The organism is Xanthomonas sp. WHRI 6106 (assembly GCF_040202405.1).
GTDB classification, from domain to species: Bacteria; Pseudomonadota; Gammaproteobacteria; order Xanthomonadales; family Xanthomonadaceae; genus Xanthomonas; species Xanthomonas cannabis.
This window is the reverse complement of sequence record NZ_JBEGFC010000012.1, coordinates 107,622-126,678: the sequence shown is the minus strand read 5'-3', so window position 1 is coordinate 126,678 and position 19,057 is coordinate 107,622. Positions and strand designations below refer to the sequence as shown.

Annotated in this window: 14 protein-coding genes and 1 other RNA gene; 10 read left to right on the top strand and 5 right to left on the bottom strand. The window is 67.0% G+C overall.

All coding sequences use genetic code 11. From position 1 onward, the window contains the following. Positions 1 to 4: 4 nt before the first annotated feature. The 3 genes from ABQZ09_RS16840 to ABQZ09_RS16830 all read right to left on the bottom strand — a co-directional run bounded on the left by ABQZ09_RS16840 (position 5) and on the right by ABQZ09_RS16830 (position 4,876). Positions 5 to 1,018: a cupin-like domain-containing protein gene (locus ABQZ09_RS16840; protein WP_349777461.1), complete on the bottom strand. Its 1,014-nt coding sequence runs from the start codon at positions 1,016 to 1,018 to the stop codon at positions 5 to 7. Next, positions 1,008 to 1,709, bottom strand: coding sequence for a SapC family protein (locus tag ABQZ09_RS16835; protein ID WP_039406367.1), 702 nt, complete (start codon positions 1,707 to 1,709; stop codon positions 1,008 to 1,010). Before ABQZ09_RS16835 ends, ABQZ09_RS16840 begins: the two co-directional genes overlap by 11 nt. 155 nt (positions 1,710 to 1,864) lie before the next feature. Next, entirely contained in the window at positions 1,865 to 4,876 is a 3,012-nt protein-coding gene (locus tag ABQZ09_RS16830; protein ID WP_349777427.1) for a TonB-dependent receptor, read from the bottom strand. Between the two features lie 442 nt (positions 4,877 to 5,318). Between ABQZ09_RS16830 and ABQZ09_RS16825 the strand changes: the two genes are divergently transcribed. The 4 genes from ABQZ09_RS16825 to ABQZ09_RS16810 all read left to right on the top strand — a co-directional run bounded on the left by ABQZ09_RS16825 (position 5,319) and on the right by ABQZ09_RS16810 (position 10,993). Next, positions 5,319 to 6,008, top strand: coding sequence for a glutathione binding-like protein (locus ABQZ09_RS16825; protein ID WP_349777426.1), 690 nt, complete (start codon positions 5,319 to 5,321; stop codon positions 6,006 to 6,008). 585 nt (positions 6,009 to 6,593) lie between these two features. Beyond that, a non-coding RNA gene (locus tag ABQZ09_RS16820) (sX9 sRNA) lies at positions 6,594 to 6,669 on the top strand. 18 nt (positions 6,670 to 6,687) lie between these two features. Further along, positions 6,688 to 8,877: a S9 family peptidase gene (locus ABQZ09_RS16815; protein ID WP_349777425.1), complete on the top strand. Its 2,190-nt coding sequence runs from the start codon at positions 6,688 to 6,690 to the stop codon at positions 8,875 to 8,877. A gap of 325 nt (positions 8,878 to 9,202) precedes the next feature. Further along, a complete protein-coding gene (locus ABQZ09_RS16810) occupies positions 9,203 to 10,993 on the top strand; it encodes a DUF885 domain-containing protein (protein ID WP_349777424.1) in 1,791 nt (596 codons plus the stop codon). 116 nt (positions 10,994 to 11,109) lie between these two features. Here ABQZ09_RS16810 and ABQZ09_RS16805 read toward each other — a convergent pair whose 3' ends face one another. Then, the gene (locus ABQZ09_RS16805) at positions 11,110 to 11,565 is read right to left on the bottom strand and encodes a hypothetical protein (protein ID WP_228313520.1); all 456 of its coding nucleotides are present in this window, start codon (positions 11,563 to 11,565) and stop codon (positions 11,110 to 11,112) included. A gap of 250 nt (positions 11,566 to 11,815) precedes the next feature. Here ABQZ09_RS16805 and ABQZ09_RS16800 point away from each other — a divergent pair, with 250 nt between their 5' ends. The 3 genes from ABQZ09_RS16800 (at position 11,816) to ABQZ09_RS16790 (ending at position 16,353) form a co-directional block, all read left to right on the top strand. Next, positions 11,816 to 12,058 (top strand): hypothetical protein, encoded by a 243-nt coding sequence (locus ABQZ09_RS16800; RefSeq protein WP_179456633.1) that lies wholly within the window; start codon positions 11,816 to 11,818, stop codon positions 12,056 to 12,058. A gap of 88 nt (positions 12,059 to 12,146) precedes the next feature. After that, a complete protein-coding gene (gene hemB / locus ABQZ09_RS16795) occupies positions 12,147 to 13,142 on the top strand; it encodes a porphobilinogen synthase (protein ID WP_039406350.1) in 996 nt (331 codons plus the stop codon). A gap of 679 nt (positions 13,143 to 13,821) precedes the next feature. Continuing rightward, positions 13,822 to 16,353, top strand: a complete 2,532-nt coding sequence (locus ABQZ09_RS16790) for a PepSY domain-containing protein (protein WP_349777423.1) — start codon at positions 13,822 to 13,824, stop codon at positions 16,351 to 16,353. Between the two features lie 232 nt (positions 16,354 to 16,585). On the opposite strand, the gene ABQZ09_RS16785 is transcribed toward ABQZ09_RS16790, so the two are convergent. Beyond that, entirely contained in the window at positions 16,586 to 17,467 is an 882-nt protein-coding gene (locus ABQZ09_RS16785; protein ID WP_349777422.1) for a TolB family protein, read from the bottom strand. Between the two features lie 52 nt (positions 17,468 to 17,519). Here ABQZ09_RS16785 and aroE point away from each other — a divergent pair, with 52 nt between their 5' ends. The 3 genes from aroE to ABQZ09_RS16770 are packed head-to-tail and all read left to right on the top strand — an operon-like array spanning position 17,520 to position 18,968. Beyond that, the gene (gene aroE / locus ABQZ09_RS16780; RefSeq protein ID WP_349777421.1) at positions 17,520 to 18,371 is read left to right on the top strand and encodes a shikimate dehydrogenase; all 852 of its coding nucleotides are present in this window, start codon (positions 17,520 to 17,522) and stop codon (positions 18,369 to 18,371) included. A gap of 10 nt (positions 18,372 to 18,381) precedes the next feature. Beyond that, a complete protein-coding gene (locus ABQZ09_RS16775) occupies positions 18,382 to 18,735 on the top strand; it encodes a hypothetical protein (protein ID WP_349777420.1) in 354 nt (117 codons plus the stop codon). After that, positions 18,732 to 18,968, top strand: coding sequence for a hypothetical protein (locus tag ABQZ09_RS16770; RefSeq protein WP_349777419.1), 237 nt, complete (start codon positions 18,732 to 18,734; stop codon positions 18,966 to 18,968). Before ABQZ09_RS16775 ends, ABQZ09_RS16770 begins: the two co-directional genes overlap by 4 nt. Positions 18,969 to 19,057 lie beyond the last annotated feature (89 nt).

Here is a 19,057-nt window from a genome sequence, read left to right as displayed (position 1 = left end):
GTCCTCAGCGGTTCAAGCGTTGCAGCAAGCGCGCGCGCAGGCTGCGCGCACGGGTGTCGTCCATCGGGGCCAGCACGCCGCGCGCCACGTCCGGCACGTGCGCGGCGGTGCGCTCATCGGGTTCGAACACGTAATGGCGAAACACTTCCTGCCAGATGGCGCGTTGTTCGGCGGGCAGGTCGCGAATGGTGAGCAGCGACAGCATCAGCGCGTTCATCGGCGAGTCCATGTAGGCCGGGCTTTGCCGCCACCAGAAATTGACCAGCACGTTGAAGCCTTCCAGCGCCTGGACGTGATGCCACCACATGCTGGGAATGAACAGCGCATCGCCCGGCTCCAGCTCGGCAACGCACGCGTGCTGCAGTGCCTGCGCATAGCGCGGAAAGCGCTGCAGGTCGGGCGCGGCGATATCCACCAGGCTGACCGGCTGGCCGGCCGGGGTCAGGTCCAGCGGGCCGATATACAGGTTGGCCAGCTGGTCCGGCGGAAACAGCGTGAAGCGGCGGCGCCCGGCCACCACGCAGGCCAGGTTGTCGGGCAGGTCCTGGTGGGCGGCGATACGGGTGCGGTTGCCGATCCAGATGCTGGCCAGCGGCTCGGCCTGCGGCAGCGCGATCGGATTGGCCGCGCGCAGGCCGGGCAGGTAGGTGTCCAGCGTCGTGGAGCCGACGTAGATCGCCGGCGGCTGTGCGTCGTGCAGGCCGCGCAGCAAGGTGTCCAGCACCACGCTCAGCGGCACGCGCTCGGGGCGGAAATTGAAGCCGGTCATGTCCGCGTTGTAGAAGAAGCGCCCGCCGATGTCCGGCGGGCCGACCTGCGCCACCACTGCCTCGCCGCGATCGAATCCACGCAGGTAGGCGGCGGCCGCCTGTGCAGAGCTGGCACCGGCGCGTGCCAGCGGCCAATCGCGCACCAGCCCGCGCAGCACCAGCGGCGTGGTGGAGCGCAGCAGGGCCGGGTCCAGTTGCTGCGGATCCAGGCCATGCCGTTCTTCGATGGCGCGCGGCTCAGCCGGCATGGCGGCGGTTGAGGCGTTCAAGCAGGTGACGGAACTGCGCAATCGAGGCCACCGCCATGTACAGCGGTTCCAGATCGCCGTGGCGGTGCAGGTCCAGCAAGGCGGTATTGCCGAGCGTGCGCAGGCGTTCTTCATGCACGGTGTGCAGACCGGCCAGTCGGCATTCCAGGCCGTTGTCCAGGGTGGCTTCGAACACGAACGGCTCCAGCAGCTCGTAACCCAGCAGGCGTTCGACAAACGCATCGCTGGCCGCCAGCCCATCGTGCAGCGTGCGCAGCAATTGGCTGATGTGATACAGAAAATCGGTGGTGCCGCCATGTTCGCGAAACAGCAGCTCGCCTTCATCGGTGCTGACGCGCGGGCTGTCCAGGTCCACGTGCACCATCGGCCCTTCCGGCTGCTGGCCGATCAGGAACGGTTGCCGCTGGATCGCCAGCGGAATGTATGGCGCGTCCCAGCGCGCACCGTCCAGGAACAGGTTCTCGCCCAGCCGCAGTCCCAGCAGCGCCAGCGGCTGAAAACGGCCGTTCTCGTTGCGATGGAACACGATCGGGTACTGGCCCTGCAGCTGGCGGAATTCCTGCGGGAAGGTAGCCGCCGACATCACGTCGTCGCCATAGGCGGCGCCACGGGCAGTGATCACGCGCAGATCGCGGTGATCGAGATTGTTCAACAACACGGCATTGGTCATGGGGGTCGCTATATCACGCGGGGGCGCGTGGCCCATGCTTGGACAATCCCCTTCGCACGGCAAGTGCCGGAGCATGCAGCTCCGGTCAGCACGCAGGAAGGTCGTAACCACGTCCCGGCAGCCTGGCTGCCGGGACGTGCGGTGCATTGCCTAGATCACCAGAACTTGTAGCGCAGGCCCAGCATGTAGCGCGGGCCGGTCTGGGTGGCATACACGATCTGGTTCGGATGCCGGCCATGCTGACGCTGCACCTCGTCGGTGAGGTTGATCGCCTCCAGGCTCAGCGACAGGTTCTCGTTCCACTGGTAGCCGATGCTCAGGTCCAGCTGGCCGTAGGCTTCGGTGTAGACCGGATTGGGCTGGCCGCTGCCGTCGAAACGCGCGGCCAGGAATTCGTCGCGCCAGTTGTAGGCCGCACGCACCTGCCACTTGTCCTTGTCGTAGAAGCCGACCACGTTGGCCGAATCGCTCAGCCCTTCCAGCGCGAACTGCTCGCCGATCACTGCGTTGTTGTAGGTCAGCCCGGAGTCGACCATGGTGTAGTTGGCCGACACGCCAAAGCCGCTGGCGCCGAACATGTGCTGCAGGTTGAATTCCCAGCCGTCCAGCGAAGCGGAGCGCTGGTTGGCCGGCGCGGTGATGGCGAAGTTGGCCACCGGGTCGCCCGGCTGCCCACTGATCACGCCGGTGGCATTGCCGTTGGCATCGGCCTCGCGCACTACGCCCGGCGAACCGTTACGGTTGCGGAAGATGTAGTTGCGGATACAGGTCAGGTCGGACGAGGCGCATCCATTGGCCAGCGCTTCGTTCCAGTAAGTGCCGCCAATCGGGGTATTCAAGCCCAGCGAGGTATCGTTGCGCGTAGTCACGCCGATGTAGTTGTCGATGTTCTTGCGGAAGAAGCCCACCGAGGCGTAGCTGGCATCGCTGTAGTACCACTCCAGCGAAAAATCGATGTTGTGCGAGAGCAGCGGCTTCAGGCCCGGGTTGCCTTCCCGGCCGGTGCCGCCTTCCACGCGCGCGATCTCGCTGAGCGTCTGCCCGCCCTGGATATCGCCCCAGCCAGGCCGGCCGATGGTTTCGCCGTAACTGCCGCGCAGCACAAGGTCCTCGGTGAGCTTGAAGCTAAGATCCAGGCTGGGCAACCAGTATTCGTACTTCCCGCTGTCGCTGGCGAACGCCGAGTTGGCCACACGAATCGGCAACTCGTTGTTGGCGACCCAGTCGATACCCACTGCCACCGGCACCAGTGCCTGCGCGTCCACCTTGGTTTCTTCGTAGCGCACGCCGGCGGCCAGGCTGATCGGCACGCGCAGATCGTCCCAGCTGTTGTTCCACTGCAGGTAGGCGTTCTTGGACTTTTCGGTGACGCGGCGGTCGGTGGTGAACACCGGCGCGATGCGGTACAGCGCGTCGTCGCCAGCAGCCTGCGCGGCAGCCTGGCGGGCACGTTCGAAGTCGAACAGGAACAGCTGGTCGAACTGCGCCGGATTGCCGCTGCCGTCGATCGCATCGAAATACTGCGCGAACGAACTAGGAATCCACAGATCGTCCGGATAATCGGCTGCGGTGCCGTTGCCGTTCCAGGTATCGCGCTGCACATTGGAGAACGCCGAGCGGTTCTTGACCTCGGTGCTGCCGATGCCGAACTTCAACTGCGAATAGTTTTCGAAGGTGAAGTCGCCGTTGACCTGCGCCTGGTCGATCTCCGACTTCATGTAGCTGTTGCGGAACGCCGAGCCGGTGACCAGCGTGCGCGACGGGTCCAGCCCGGTCAGCCCGAAGCCCAGCTGCTGCTGCAACACCGGGAAATCCTTGCTGAAATCCACTACCGAGGTGCCGCGGTAGAAACCGGACACGCCCAGCGAGTTGCTCGACCCGTACGGGCTGTCCGCGCCGGCTTCGGCGGTGGAGCGATGGATGTCGAAATTGAGCTTGAACTGATCGTTGACCGCCCAATCCACGTTGAAGCCCAGCGACTTGTTCTGGTTACGCGTGGCCGCCTTGGAGCCGGCGGTGGCCAGATCGCTGGTGGCCGGGTTGACGATTTCCGAATAGGTGATCGGGCCGGCCACCGGCCCATTGGTCCAGGCGCTGGCGGAGGGCCCGTAGTTGAACCACACCGACATCTCGTTGCGCTGCTGCTGGATCTTGTTTTCCGAGTAGGTGTAATCCAGCGTGGTGGTGATGTTGTCCAGCGGCTTGTACTGCAACACCAGCTGCCCGTTGGTGCGCTGGCGTTCGACGCCGACCACGCGGTAGTTGAGGTTCTGCGGCACCGAATAGATATCGTTGGGGCCAGGACGGTTGACGATGTTCTCCGAGCCCGGCGCACCCGGCTGCGGAATGGTGCCGTAGGCGGTGGCATCGCCACGGAACGAGCGCCAGCCATTGGGCACGCCGACCTGGCTGTAGCCGAAGTCGCGTTCCTGGTAGCTGCCGCTCAGCGACACGCCGAAGCGCCCATCGGCCGAGGTGTTGCTGAAGATGCCGGAGATTTCCGGCGTCAGCGAATCGCCTTGCAAACGCCCGGGCAGGTTCTCGTTGGACGCATCGTGCACACCCTTCAGACCCATGTTGGCATGCATGCCGGGGTTGTCCAGCGGCCGGGCCGTCTTGATGTTGATGGTCGCGCCGATGCCGCCGGTGGGCGTGCTGGAACGGCTGGTCTTGAACACCTCGATGCCGGAGATCGACTCGGACGCCAGGTTGGCGAAGTCGAACGCACGCGAGTTGGAGGCGTTGGATTCCTCAATGCTGGCGCCCGGCATCTGCCGGCCGTTCAACAGCACCAGGTTGAAGTCCGGGCCGACGCCGCGCACGGTGACGCGCGAGCCTTCGCCCAGCGAACGGTCGATCGACACACCGCTGATGCGCTGCAACGATTCGGCCAGATTGGTGTCGGGGAACTTGCCGATGTCCTCGGCCACGATGCCGTCGACGATGCCTTGCGCATCGCGTTTGACATTCATCGACGAGGTGAGGCTGCCACGGATACCGCTGACCTGGACGGTATCGAGGGTGGCGGGATCGGCCTGGCTGGAGCCGGGGACGGTGGATGCCGATTGCGGCGCCGGCGCGGTCTGCGCGGCCAGCGGCGTCGACAATGCGAACAGCAGGGCAGACGTCAGGCGCCGCGTGCGCGGCAGGGTGCGTGTCTCTCTCACGGTGATTGCTTCCCCAAACAAAAGATAAGGCCGGCCCCGAGCAGGACAGGCAAAGGTCGATCGAACAATCGAGCATTTGTTAGCGCGGGCTTAACGAAGTCAATTTGCACTGCAGCATCGGCCGCAAGCCAATGGCGTCACACATCGTTCCAGCACGGGCATTGACGGTGCACGTGCGTGCAACAGCCGGAGCCGTACCATCGGGCGTCGATGACATGGTCCAGTGCTTGGGATCGGTCATTTTGGCACGGCCAATGCGTGCACTCCTCACGCGCTTGTTCCGTCCCGACGGCGTCTCATTGCGACCGACAGGGCCGCCACGCGTGCACCGGTGGACTGCCTTGGCTACAACGCGGTTGCCGACCTCCGACACGCGGCTGTGCATGCCGAGGAATTCGGCGTCGTCTCGGTCGCGCATCACCCCTCAGCTAGCGGAGCACCCATGATCGATCTGTATTACTGGCCCACCCCCAACGGCCACAAAGTCACCCTGTTCCTGGAAGAAGCCGGGCTGGACTACACCATCAAGCCGGTGGACATCGGCAAGGGCGAGCAGTTCGCCCCGGCGTTCCTGCAGATCTCGCCCAACAACAAGATGCCGGCCATCGTCGACCATGCACCGGACGATGGCGGCGCGCCGCAGAGCGTGTTCGAGTCCGGCGCGATCCTGCTGTACCTGGCCGAAAAGACCAGCCGCTTCCTGCCACGCGATGCGCGCGGGCGGATCGCCGCGCTGGAATGGCTGTTCTGGCAGATGGGCGGGTTGGGCCCGATGACCGGCCAGATGGGTCACTTCAACGTCTATGCCCCGGACAAGATTGCCTACGCGGTGGATCGCTACAACACCGAGGTGCGCCGCCTGCACGGCGTGCTGGACAAGCGCCTGGCCGAGCACGCTTTCCTCGCGGGTGAGGATTACAGCATTGCCGACATGGCCAGCTACCCGTGGCTGGAGGTCTATGCAGACATCCGCCCCGACTACGCCGCGTTCCCCCACCTGAAGCGTTGGCATGACGCCATCGCCGCCCGCCCAGCCACGCAGCGCGCCTATGCGCTGAAAGAGCAGGTCAACCCCAACGCCGGCAAGCCGCTCAGCGAGGAAGAGCGCAAGCATTTGTTCGGTAAGCGCTGACGCGTAGGGCTGAGGCAGAGCGCGCAAGCATGGTGCTGAGGCGCCGTGCTGTTGGGGCTGAGCGCTGCAGAGGTTGCCTTGCATAGGGATGTCCTGGAGTGGATCGCCGCGCGCACTAGCGCGGTCAGACACCGCGCTACACAGCGGTACCAATCGCAAGGCCAGGCTGCGCCCGACCCTCATCCGGCGCTACGCGCCACCTTCTCCCGCGGGAGAAGGAAGCCAGAGCCCCTCTCCCCGCGGGAGAGGGGTTGGGGTGAGGGTACGGCTCCGCGTCACAGTCACAGCCACCGGTCACCCGCGCCGCGTCAAGCCTGTGGTAGCCCGCCCGCATCGCACTTCAGCATCGAGCAGGAAGCACATACGCTGGCCTGTTCGCGACCCGGCCTAGACACCACCGACCATCCTCCATAGATACCCGTCGCCACGAACGCGTACGGCCGCCACGCTTCTCAAACACCGCACGCACCCGCATCCTGTGCGCAGTCTTCAGACAGGATCTTCGATGCGCGCCCCATCCGCCGACCTTGCCCTCATGCAGACTGTGCCGCCATCAGACCAACGCGGCCGCTGCTCGGAATCGGCATGGACTCCTCGTACACTGCGGTTCCTGCGCGCCGTCCACACCCGTCTGTTGACTGCCGGTTACGTGTTGTTAGCCGCTCTTATCACCATCCCCATGGCCCACGCCGAAAAACTCACCCTGGAGGCCATCACCGGCCCGTTGCCGCTGTCCGGCCCGACGCTGATGAAGCCCAAGGTGGCGCCCGATGGCTCGCGGGTGACCTTCCTGCGCGGCAAGGACAGTGACCGCAATCAGCTGGATCTGTGGGAATACGACATCGCCAGCGGCCAGACCCGCCTGCTGGTCGATTCCAAGGTCGTGCTGCCGGGCACCGAGACCTTGAGCGATGCCGAAAAGGCCCGGCGCGAGCGCCAACGCATCGCCGCATTGACCGGCATTGTCGATTACCAATGGGCCCCGGATGCGCAGGCGTTGCTGTTCCCGCTCGGCGGCGAGCTGTATCTGTATGACCTGCGCAAGACCGGTGCGGCCGCGGTGCGCAAGCTTACCCACGGCGAAGGTTTCGCCACCGATGCCAAGCTCTCGCCCAAGGGCGGCTTCGTCAGCTTCGTGCGCGAGCGCAATCTGTGGGTGATCGATCTGGCCAGCGGCAAGCCATTGCAGCTCACCCACGATGGCAGCGAGACCATCGGCAATGGTGTGGCCGAATTCGTCGCCGACGAAGAAATGGATCGCCACACCGGCTACTGGTGGGCACCGGACGATTCGGCCATTGCCTTCGCGCGTATCGACGAAGCGCAGGTGCCGGTACAAAAGCGCCCGGAAGTGTATGCCGACCACACCGAAGTCATCAGCCAGCGTTATCCGCAGGCCGGCCAGCCGAATGTGGCGGTGCAACTGGGCGTCATCGCCCCACGTCCCGGCGCGACACCGCGCTGGGTCGACCTGGGCAAGAATCCGGATATCTATCTGGCACGGGTGGACTGGCGCGACGCGCAGCGGCTGACCTTCCAGCGCCAGTCGCGCGACCAGAAAACCCTGGAGCTGATCGAAACCACGCTGGCCAGCGGCGCGCAGCGCACGCTCATCACCGAGACCTCGCCGACCTGGGTCCCGCTCACCAACGACCTGCGTTTCCTCGAGGACGGCCGCTTTCTCTGGAACTCCGAACGCAGCGGCTACGAGCACCTCTACCTTGCCTCCGAAGACGGCCGCACGCTGACGCCGCTGACCTCCGGCAACTGGGTGGTCGATGCCTTGCTCGCCGTCGATGAGCAGGCCGGCACGGTGTACTTTTCCGCCAGCAAGCAGTCGCCGACCCAGACCCAGGTCTACGCGGTACCCCTGGCCGGTGGCGCGATCGAAAAGCGCTCGAGGACCAACGGCACGCACATAGCCACGTTCGCTAGTAATGCCAGCGTGTATGTCGATACCTGGTCCAACACCACCACGCCGCCGCAGATCGAACTATTCCGGGCCAATGGCGAAAAAATCGCCACCTTGCTCACCAATGATCTTGCCGATCCGCAGCATCCGTATGCCCGCTACCGCGACGCGCAGCGCCCGGTGGAGTTCGGCACGCTGACTGCCGCCGACGGCAAGACGCCGTTGCAGTACCGCCTCACCAAGCCAGACCATTTCGATCCGGCCAAGCGCTACCCGGTCATCGTCTATGTCTACGGCGGCCCGGCCGCGCAGACCGTGCTCGATGCCTGGCCCGGCCGTGGCGATGCCTTGTTCGATCAATACCTGGCCCAGCGCGGTTACGTGGTGTTTTCGCTGGATAACCGCGGCACCCCACGGCGCGGGCGCGACTTCGGTGGCGCGTTGTACGGCAGGCAGGGCACCGCCGAGGTGGACGACCAGCTGCAAGGCGTGGCCTGGCTCAAGCGCCAGCCCTGGGTGGATGCCAGGCGGATCGGCGTGCAGGGCTGGTCCAACGGCGGCTACATGACCTTGATGCTGCTGGCCAAGCATAGTGATGCGTATGCCTGCGGCGTGGCCGGCGCACCGGTCACCGACTGGGGCCTGTACGACACCCATTACACCGAGCGCTACATGGACCTGCCGGCCGGCAATGCCAACGGATATCGCGACGCACGCATCGCCACCCATCTGGACGGCCTGCGCGCCAGGCTGCTGCTGATCCACGGCATGGCCGACGACAACGTGTTGTTCACTAACTCCACCGCGCTGATGAGCGAGTTGCAGCAACGCGGCACTGCGTTCGAGCTGATGACCTATCCTGGTGCGAAGCACAGTGTTTCAGGTGCCACTGCACTGCATCGTTACAAGACCGCCGAAGCGTTTTTGCAGCGCTGTTTGATGCCGGTGCACGACTAGGCGCGGCGCACGAAACGTCGCGAGCGGTTGTCAGCTCGGCGTGCGCGGCGTCCAGGAACCGGAGCATCCGCGTGTTGCGCCCCGACGTCGCGCGCCAACGTTGGACGGCGGGGCTCGCGCGGAGGGCCGAGTGCAGGTGGATGCCACGCGCAGGCATGGCCGTCGGGGCCGATCAGCACTGGCGTCCGCGGCACTCAAGGCGACCCGGTCGATGTGTTGCCAGCCGCAGCATCGCTACGGTGGCCCGCCTGCCATGACCAAAGGCAGATTGCCGCGGTCGCTGCAGATGGGTAGGGTCGCGCTACTCAACTTGCGGATCCGCCTCATGAAGCCACTCGTTCTCGCCGTCGCGCTGGCGCTCGGTTCCTCGTTGCCACTGCAGGCACAGACCAGCAAGGCAGCGCCGACCCAACCGGCCAGCCCGGCCTGGGTGCACACCAGCAACGGCTATGCGCAGATCCTGCTCAACGCGCAGGCGCCGTTCCAGCCCGAATACGCCAGCTTCTTCGGCGTGCCTGGCTACGACGATCAGGTCGTCGACCTGGGCCCGGACAACGCTGCGCGCTATCGCGATGCGATGCAAAAGGCGCGCGCCACGCTGCAGGCCAAGCTGGCCACCGAGCGCGATGCCAACGTGCGCCAGGACCTGCAGATCATGATCGGCGCGGCCGCGCAGAACATCGAAGGCAGCGAGCTCAACGAGCGGTATCTGTTGCCCTGGAGCGACGCCCCTGAGACGGTCTTCAGTGGCCTCAATGGTCTGCTGTCCGACCAGACCGTGCCCGAACGCCGCGCCAAGGCACTGGACCGCCTCAAGCGTTATGTCGGCCTGGTGCCGGGCAGCACGCCCACCACCACGCTGGCGCGCCAGCGCTACGAGGAAAAGCTGGGCAACACCGCGCTGCTGCAGCCCACCCAGCGCGAAGTGGAGCAGGCGCTGGCCAATGTGGACACCTACGTCGCCGGTATCGGCGAATTGTTCGCCAAGTACAAGATCGCCGGTGCCGACGAGGCGCTCAAGGCCATGTCCACCCAGCTCAAGGACTACGCCGCCTGGACCCGCACCACCGTGCTGCCCAAGGCGCGCAAGGACACCCGCCTGCCCGAGCCGCTGTACGCCTTCCAGCTCAAGCAGGTCGGCATCGACATCGCCCCGCAGCAGTTGATCCAGCGCGCGCAACTGGAATTCATGGAAACCCGCTCGGCCATGCGCCAGCTGGCGCCGCTGGTGGCCAAGGCCAAGGGCGTGCAGGGCAGCGATTACGTGCAGGTGATCCGTGCGCTCAAGGGCAACAAGATCGCCGACGACCAGCTGGAAACCCACTACCGCGGCGTGATCGACCAGATCGACCCGATCATCCGCCAGCAGCGCATCGTCGATGTGCCCAACCGCCCGATGCAGATGCGCCTGGGCAGCGCCGCCGAAAGCGCCGCGCAGCCGGCGCCGCATTTCCTGCCGGCACCGCTGATCGGCAACACCGGCCAGCAGGGCCAGTTCGTGCTGCCGCTGGGCAACCCGACTGCCGATGGCGGCAAGAAGGAACAGTACGACGACTTCAACTTCGGCTCGGCGGCCTGGACGCTTAGCGCCCACGAAGGCCGCCCCGGCCACGAACTGCAGTTCACCGCCATGGTCGAACGTGGCATCTCGCTGGCGCGCAGCCTGTTCGCCTTCAACTCGGTCAACGTCGAGGGCTGGGCGCTGTATGCCGAAGCCGAAATGGTGCCGTACGAACCCATCGACGGGCAGCTGATCGCCCTGCAGTTCCGCCTGCTGCGCGCCGCCCGCGCCATGCTCGACCCGATGCTCAACCTGGGCCTGATCGACCGCGAACGCGCGCGCCAGGTGCTGGAAGACGACGTCGGCCTCTCACCGGCCATGACCCGCCAGGAACTGGACCGCTACACCGTCCGCGCGCCCGGCCAGGCCGGCAGTTACTTCTACGGCTACACCCGCATCCTCGAACTGCGCATGCGCACCGAACTGGCACTGGGCAAGAAGTTCGACCGCCTGGCCTTCAACAATTTCCTGCTCGATCAGGGCTTGTTGCCGCCGGACCAACTGGCCAAGGCGGTGGAGACGCAGTTCATTCCCGCGCAGCAACGCAAGCGCTAAGCAGTCCGCCGCAGCGTAAAAGAGGCTGTGTAAAAGGCCTTGGGCGCGATGGAGCTGGAATCAGCCAACCATCGCGCCTCGTTGCATTGAACACTCTCGAATTTCCTGGGGCCGCCTCAGCGCGTTGGCGGCGGCATCTCCGGTGCAGCGCGCTGCTGCGCCCCCGCAGGTACCCAGATCGCCATGCCAGCCGCGCGCTTTTGCGTAGTCGGGATACCGATGCCCAGCCCGCCACCGACGCGGCCGCCGTAGCTGCCGCCGCCGACCGACAGGCCGCCGCCGGAGCGCTCCGAGCCCACCCCGACGATGACCACGCCGTTTGCGCCGAGCTTGGCCGCTTCGCGCTTGAGGCGTTCCACGGCGGCATCGGTCTGGCCCTGGGTGCCGAAGCCGGCGGCGCTGGTGGATTCGAGCTGGGCGATCTCCACCGAGCCGACCGGGGCGTTGGAATACACCTGCACCTGCGCGGGGTCGATCGGCGCGCGGGCCTGGCCCAGCATCACCTTGGAGCTGCTGGCGCAGCCGGCCAGCAGCAGGGCCAGCGTGGCGCCGACGACGATGTGCTTGTTCATGCAATAGCCCCCTGTTGACGACAGTGACAGCGATGATCCGGTGGCCGAACTGAAGAGTGGCTAACAACACGGCGCGGGCGGCCGTGGTGCGAGTGGTTCCGAAGTGCACCGGAGTTTGACGCACCCTAGCCACGCCCATGTGAGGCTGCCGCCAAGCCGCCATTGGTCAGGGTGACCACCCGCCCACGGCGTCTTGGCAGGCGCACCGTTAAGCTGCGCCTTTCTTCGACGGACGAGGTGGCACGTGGGACTGATCAGCCTGCTCTGGGGCATTGTGGCGCTGCTGTGGATGGTGCTGGCCTTCATCCCGCTGCTGGGGTGGGGCAACTGGTTCCTGATTCCGTTCGCGGCGGTCGGCGCCATCATCGCGGCGATCGCGCTGTTGTTCACCTCGGCAGGCAACCGTGGGCGGGCCAAGACCGGCCTGCTGCTCAACGGCCTGGTGATCGTGGTCGGGGTGATCCGCCTGAGCCTGGGCGGCGGGGTGATCTAAGCCGTTGCAGCGCTGCGACAGTGCGTCGCAGCGCGTCTGCGGCAAGGCGGCGGGCGTAGACTTGTGGGCTGTCTCCAGGAGCCTTGTCATGGCCCATCCGCACTATCGCCCCCGCCGCATGCGCCACGACGCGTTTTCGCGTCGGTTGATGCGCGAAAACACGCTGACCACCGATGACCTGATCTGGCCGGTGTTCGTGCACGAGTTGCCCGGCCGCGCGCCGATCGCCTCGATGCCGGGCGTGGAGCGGCTGTCGCTGGACGAGTTGCTGCGCGAGGCAGAGAACGCCCTGGAACTGGGCATCCCGGTGATCGATCTGTTTCCGGTGATCGACCCGGCCGGCAAGAGCCTGGACGCGGCCGAAGCCTGGAACCCGGACGGCCTGGCGCAGCGCGCGGTGCGGGCGCTCAAGTCGCGCTTCCCCGAGCTGGGCGTCATGACCGACGTGGCGCTGGACCCGTACACCACGCACGGGCAGGACGGCATCATCGATCACAAGGGCTATGTGCTCAACGAGATCACCGTCGAGGCGCTGGTCAAGCAATCGTTGTCGCATGCGCAGGCCGGTGTGGACATCATTTCGCCCTCGGACATGATGGACGGCCGCATCGGTGCGATCCGCCGCGCGCTGGATGCCGACGCGCATCTCAACGTGCGCATCATGGCGTATTCGGCCAAGTACGCCTCGGCGTTCTATGGCCCGTTCCGCGATGCGGTGGGCAGCGCCGGCAATCTGGGCAAGGCCGACAAGACCACCTACCAGATGGACCCGGCCAACGGCGACGAGGCGCTGCGCGAGATCGCGCTGGATCTGGAAGAGGGCGCGGACATGGTGATGGTCAAGCCGGGCATGCCGTATCTGGATGTGGTGCGCCGGGTGAAGGACGAATTCCGCGTGCCGACCTTCGCGTATCAGGTCAGCGGCGAGTACGCCATGCTCAAGGCGGCGGCGGCCAACGGCTGGCTGGACGAGCGCAAGTGCGTGCTGGAAGCGCTGATGGCCTTCAAGCGCGCCGGTGCCGATGGCGTGCTGACCTATTTCGCCCCGCAAGTGGCGCGTTGGTTGCGCGAAGACGCACGCTGACCCGCACGGCGCGGCTGCGCCACGGCGACGCAGCCGCACGCGCTGAATGCGCGACTGACAGAGCCGTGGGTGGAGCAGAGTGCGGGAGTAAACCCCCGCGCAGGAAGAGGCTGAAGCGCGCCGGTTCCAGTCACCCATCCGCGGCGAGCGGCCGCGCGGATGGGTTGAGTGCACTCGATTCGCAACGACATCATGGTTCGATGAGCGGCACGTCCCGAACGTCTTGCGGTGCGACCGAGTCGGTTCCCTGCGGTGTCCAACCCGCACGCACCGGGATGCACTGCGGCCTGGCCAATGCCGTTTCAAGCAGCATCCAGGTGCCACGAAAGTCACTGCGATGACTGCGATCACTGCATCTGGAGCATGGCGATTCGGTGCGTCGTGTTCAGATGCAGCACGACCCGTTCCAGATCGCTCCAGGCGATGTGCAGACACTTCCTGCCACGCCGGTAACGCCATGCGGAGCGTGCCGTGTTGCCGATTTGGCCACAGGCGATCGATCACCGCGTCGCACGCCGCATGCTGCACGGTCGTGGATCGGGAGCATCCAGCAGTCCCACGTGCGGCAGATGACGGTTGGACCACATGCGCCGCCGTGGGCGCCGGGTCACCCGCGCGGTGGCGCATGCGAGACGCATTCTCATCTACAATGCCCGGCCGTCACTGATCTTCTGCCGTCTTGATCAAAACGCTGCTGTTCCAGCTGCACTGGTTGCTCGGCATCACGGCCGGTCTGGTGCTGTCGGTAACGGGGCTGACCGGCGCCTCGATGTCCTTCGAGAACGAACTCGTGCGGCTGGCCAATCCGCCCCTCGTGCAGCTGGCCCAGCGGCACGCGGCAGGCGAGCGCGCGTTGCCGGTGGATGTGCTGCTGCAGCGGCTGGATCTGGCACCGACCACGTCCGGGCCGCCGCCGGTCACCCGGATGCTGATCGACCCCACCGGTGAGCGGCCCTCCAATGCGCGGCTCGCCGCCAAGGGCAGTGCACGTGTGTATTTCGACCCGTATACCGGTGCACGGGTGGCGGCGCCGCGGCTGAGCAGTACGTTTGCCTTCCTCGAAGATCTGCACCGCCATCTGGCGGCGGGCAAACGCGGCCAGGCAGTGACCGGCGCCTGCACGCTGATCCTGCTGTTTTTCTGCGCCTCCGGGCTCTATCTGCGCTGGCCACGCCGGTGGTGGAGCCTGCGCACCTGGTGGGTGGTGGAGTGGCGCCGGCAGGGCCGCAGTTTTTTGTGGAGCCTGCACGCGGTGTTCGGCACCTGGTGCCTGCTGGTGTATCTGCTCATCGCGTTGACCGGCCTGACCTGGTCCTATCCCTGGTACCGCGACGGCATGGCGGCCGTGCTCGGCGGCGAGCCCGTGGCGCGCGACGACCGGCGCGACCGGCGTCCGGCGACAGTGGATTTTGCGCGCGTGCAACGCACCCTGGATGGCATCCCGGCCACGCATCACGCCGCGCTGGATCTGCGTATTCCCGCCCGTGCCGGGCAGGCCTTGAATGTGCGGTTTCTGCCCGATCAGGCGGACCACGACCGCGCCTTGAACGCCCTGGACCTCGATGCCGCCAGCGGCGCCGTGCTGCGCCGGCAGGACTACGCGGCAAGGCCGCGCGGGCAGCAGTTGATGGTCAGCATGTTTGCGCTGCATTCGGGCAGTTTCTTCGGCTTGCCGGGGCGCATCGTGGTGATGCTGGCCAGCCTGGGCATGTCGGTGTTTTTCGTCAGCGGCTGGATGCTGTATCTGGACCGGCGCGGCAAGAAGCGCGCGTTGCGCGCCGCCCGGGTGATGCTGCAAAGCGCCCCGCCGGCGTCGCAGGTCGAACCATGGTTGATCGCGTTCGCCAGCCAGAGCGGCTTTGCCGAACGGCTGGCCTGGCAGGCGGCCGGGCATCTGCAGGCCGCCGGCCTGCCCGTGCAGGTGCGCCCGCTGGCACAGGTGGATGCGCAGCACCTGCAGGGCACGCGGCACGCCCTGCTGGTGATCAGCACCTTCGGCGATGGCGAGCCGCCGGATGCAGCACGTGTGGTCGAGCGTGAGCTGCTGCGCCAGCAGATCGCCTTGCCGCAGCTGGCCTATGCGGTGCTGGCACTGGGCGACCGCCAGTACGCGCAGTTTTGCGGGTTCTCGCGGCGTGTCGAACAGTGGCTGGACGCGCAGGGCGCACGCGCGCTGTTTGCCACGGTGGACATGGACAACGCCGATCCGCAGGCGCTGGCGCAATGGCATGCGCAGCTGGAGCAGATTGCCGGCGCACCGGTGGCCGCCGCGACCCTGGCGCGGCCGCGCCTGAGTTCTTGGACATTACAGGCGCGCGCCCATCTCAATCCGGGTAGCGAAGGCGCGCCGATCTGGCGCATCGACCTGCAGCCACCGCCCGAGGCGCACTGGCAGGCCGGCGACATTCTCGAAGTGCAGCCCGCACACGCCGACGCGCAGGTGCGGGCCTGCTTGGCCGCATGGAGCCTGCCGCCCGAGGCGCTGGTGCATGTCGATGCGCAGTTGCTGCCGCTCCACCAGGCCGCCGCCGAGCGTGTGCTGCCCCAGGCGCCCGCCACGCCGCCAGCGCAGCATCCGGATCCACAGGCCTGGCTGGATGCCTGCGACTGCTTGCCCACCCGCGACTATTCGCTGGCCAGCGTGCCTGCCGATGACGTAGCGCGTGTGGTGGTACGGCTGACCACGCGCGGCGACGGCAGCCCCGGCCTGGGCTCGGGCTGGCTGATCTGCCACGCGCCCGTCGGCACGCCGCTGCGTGCACGTCTGCGCACCAACCCGGGCTTCCATCGCGTCGAAGCGGCACCCATGGTGTTGATCGGCAACGGCACCGGCATCGCCGGGCTGCGCGCGTTGTTGCGCGAGGCCGAACTGGCCGGCGTGCATGGGCACTGGCTGTTGTTCGGCGAGCGCCAGGCCGCGCGCGACCAGTTGTTCGCCGATGAGCTGCAGGCCTGGCAGGCCAGTGGGCATCTGCAACAGCTGGACCAGGTGTTCTCGCGCGACCAGCCGCAAAAACGCTATGTGCAGCATCGGCTGCACGAAACCGGCGAGGCGCTACGGCACTGGATCGATCGCGGTGCGGTGATCCATGTCTGCGGCAGCCTGGACAGCATGGCGCGTGCGGTGGACGCCACGCTGCGCGAACTCCTCGGCGAGGCACGCGTGGAATCACTGACCGCCGCCGGCCGTTACCGGCGCGATGTGTATTGAGTCAGCGCGGTGGCCAACTGCCTGCGTGAGGCCGCGCCCTGCGCACGACGGCCGGATGGGGCCACCGCATCGTGCGATGCGGCGATCAGCACGAAGGTGCGAGAGCGTGTGCCGCGATGATGCGGCCTCGCCGGGGAGTGGTCCTGCGTTTCAGCCACCCTGCGCGGCACCGGCACAAGATCGTGCGTTGATCCGGCGATGAAGCCTCCACGCGCGCCATCGTGGCGCGCGCTCAACGGCAGCTGGTATCACCGTCCACCGTCGGCGCCTTCATCCGGTACAGATCCAGTTGCCCTGCGCGTGGCGCGCGGGCACTGCCGGTGACCAGGAGTTCGCCCGGTTTGGCGGCGTCCACCACTGCACCAAAGGTGCGCTCCTGCGGGCCATTGAACGACAGCGGCACTGGTTGACCGTGCGTGTAGTGCCCGTCCTTGCAGGCAGCCAGCAGGAGCTGGCTGGGGCCCGCAATCTTCCCGCGCGTCCACACCAGCCCACGCCCGTCGCCGAGCCAGGCCGAATCCAGCTCGTCGGCCGGCGTATTGATGTCGCCCAGCGGTGCCGGCGCGGAGAACGCGTGCCCATCCCAGCGCGCCACGAATACATCCAGGCCACCGGCGCCGCCGTGGCCATCGCTGGCAAACAGCAGGCGCGTGCCGTCCAGCGACAGGCTGGGCGCGCGCTCATCGCCGCGGCTGTTGATCCCGGCACCCATCGATTGCACCGCACCGAGCTTGCCTTGCGCATCCACCGGCACCCGATACAGATCGCTGCCACCGGCGCCGCCAGGCCGCGTCGAGGCAAACAGCAGCCAGCGTCCATCGGCACTGAACAGCGGCGAGGTATCGTCCTGGGCGCTGTTGATCGGCAGCGCTTGCGCATCCTGCCAGCGCCCACCGCGCAGCTGTGCCTGCCACAGGTCCCAGCCGCCGGCGCCTCCAGCGCGATCGCTGGCCCAGACGATGCGTTGCCCGTTTGGGCTGAGCGTGGCGTGCGCCTCGTTGGCCGGCGTGGACACCACGCCCATGCCTTCGATCCCGAATTCAGCAAGCCCCGAAGCAGACGGGACGCAGAGTAAACTCGCCGCCAGCGCGAGCAGTGTCCATCGATAGTGCATGCGGTGTTCCTGCCTCATCTTGCGCACAGTCTAGTCAACCAGAGAGCGTTTCATGCCCGTATCCCGTTATGCCGTGTTCGGCCACCCCGTCGCCCATTCGCTGTCGCCGGCCATCCATGCCGACTTCGGGAAGCAGACCGGCATCGCGCTGGACTACACCGCCATCGACGCGCCGCCGGAAGAGTTCACCGCCGCGCTGGAGCGCTTTGCCGATGAAGGCGGCAAGGGCGCCAACGTCACCCTGCCGCTGAAGGAAGCGGCCTGCGCGCTGGCCGGCAGCCTGAGCGATCGCGCGCGGCTGGCCGGGGCGGTCAATACGCTGGTGCGTAACGATGGCCAATGGCAGGGCGACAACACCGACGGCGTCGGCCTGGTACGCGATCTCACCGATCGCCATGGCCTGGATCTGCGCGGTCGCCGCGTCCTGCTGCTGGGCGCCGGTGGCGCCGCCCGCGGCGTGGCCCCGGCGCTGCTGGATGCCGGCATCACTGAAATGGTGGTGGTGAACCGCTCGCCCGAGCGTGCCGACGCGTTGTGCGATGCGCTGGGCGAACCCGGGCGCGTGGTGTCGCGCTACATCGAAGACCTGCGGGATCTGGGCGACTTCGAGTTGATCATCAACGCCACTGCTGCGGGCCGCGACCGTGATGCCGGCGCGTTCGCGCTACCGCTGGGGCTGGTCAACAGCCTCACCGCGGCGGTCGACCTCAACTATGGCCCCACCGCCATCGCCTTCCTGGCCTGGGCGCGCGCGGCGCAATGCCGCTACGCCATCGATGGCCTGGGCATGCTGGTGGAGCAGGCCGCGGAAAGTTTCTCGCTGTGGCATGGCGTGCGCCCGCAGACCGACCCGGTCTACGCCGCGCTGCGCGCGCGCGAGGCGGTGCTGGTCAGCGCCGACTGAGCCGGCGGCGATGAACGTCACCGAGATCCTGCTCAGCCTGATCACCAGCCTGCTGTCGCGCGCACCGATGCTGATCGCGCTGTTGCTGGGCCTGGTGCTGCTGTGGCGTGCACCGCGCGGGCGCCTGCGCGGCGCTGCACTGGCCGCGCTGTGGGTGCTGCTGGGCTGCGTGCTGGCCGAGGTCGCCCTGCAGGCAATTCCGATGCTGCTGCTGCAGCAGGGCAACGTGCGCCAGATCAGCCTGGTCATGGGCATCGGCCGCTTCGTGCTGACCGCCGTGCAGGGCGTGGGGGTCGGGGTGCTGGTGTGGACCCTGGCGCGCAGCCTGCAACAACTGCCGCCGGCAGCCGGGACGCGCGCATGATCCCGATCAAGCCGCTGGCGCTCATGCTGATTGGCCTGCTCTGCGCAGGGCAGGGCGGGTGGACACTGCTGCACCCGCAGGCACTGGCCGCCGTCAACCGCGGCGGCCTGCTATACGAACGCTTCGGCCCGGCCGGCGTGGGCGTCGGCATGCTGGTGATGGGTGTGGTGACCTTGCTGATCGGTAGCGTGTGGGCGCGCTACGCCTGGCCGCGCCGCAGGGCACGCGGCTGACCGGACACGTGGTCTTCGGCCGTCGCCTGCCCGGCCGCTGATCTCGCTCGCACGGCGCAGCACTGGTTCTTTGCTGCGTGCCCGCACCC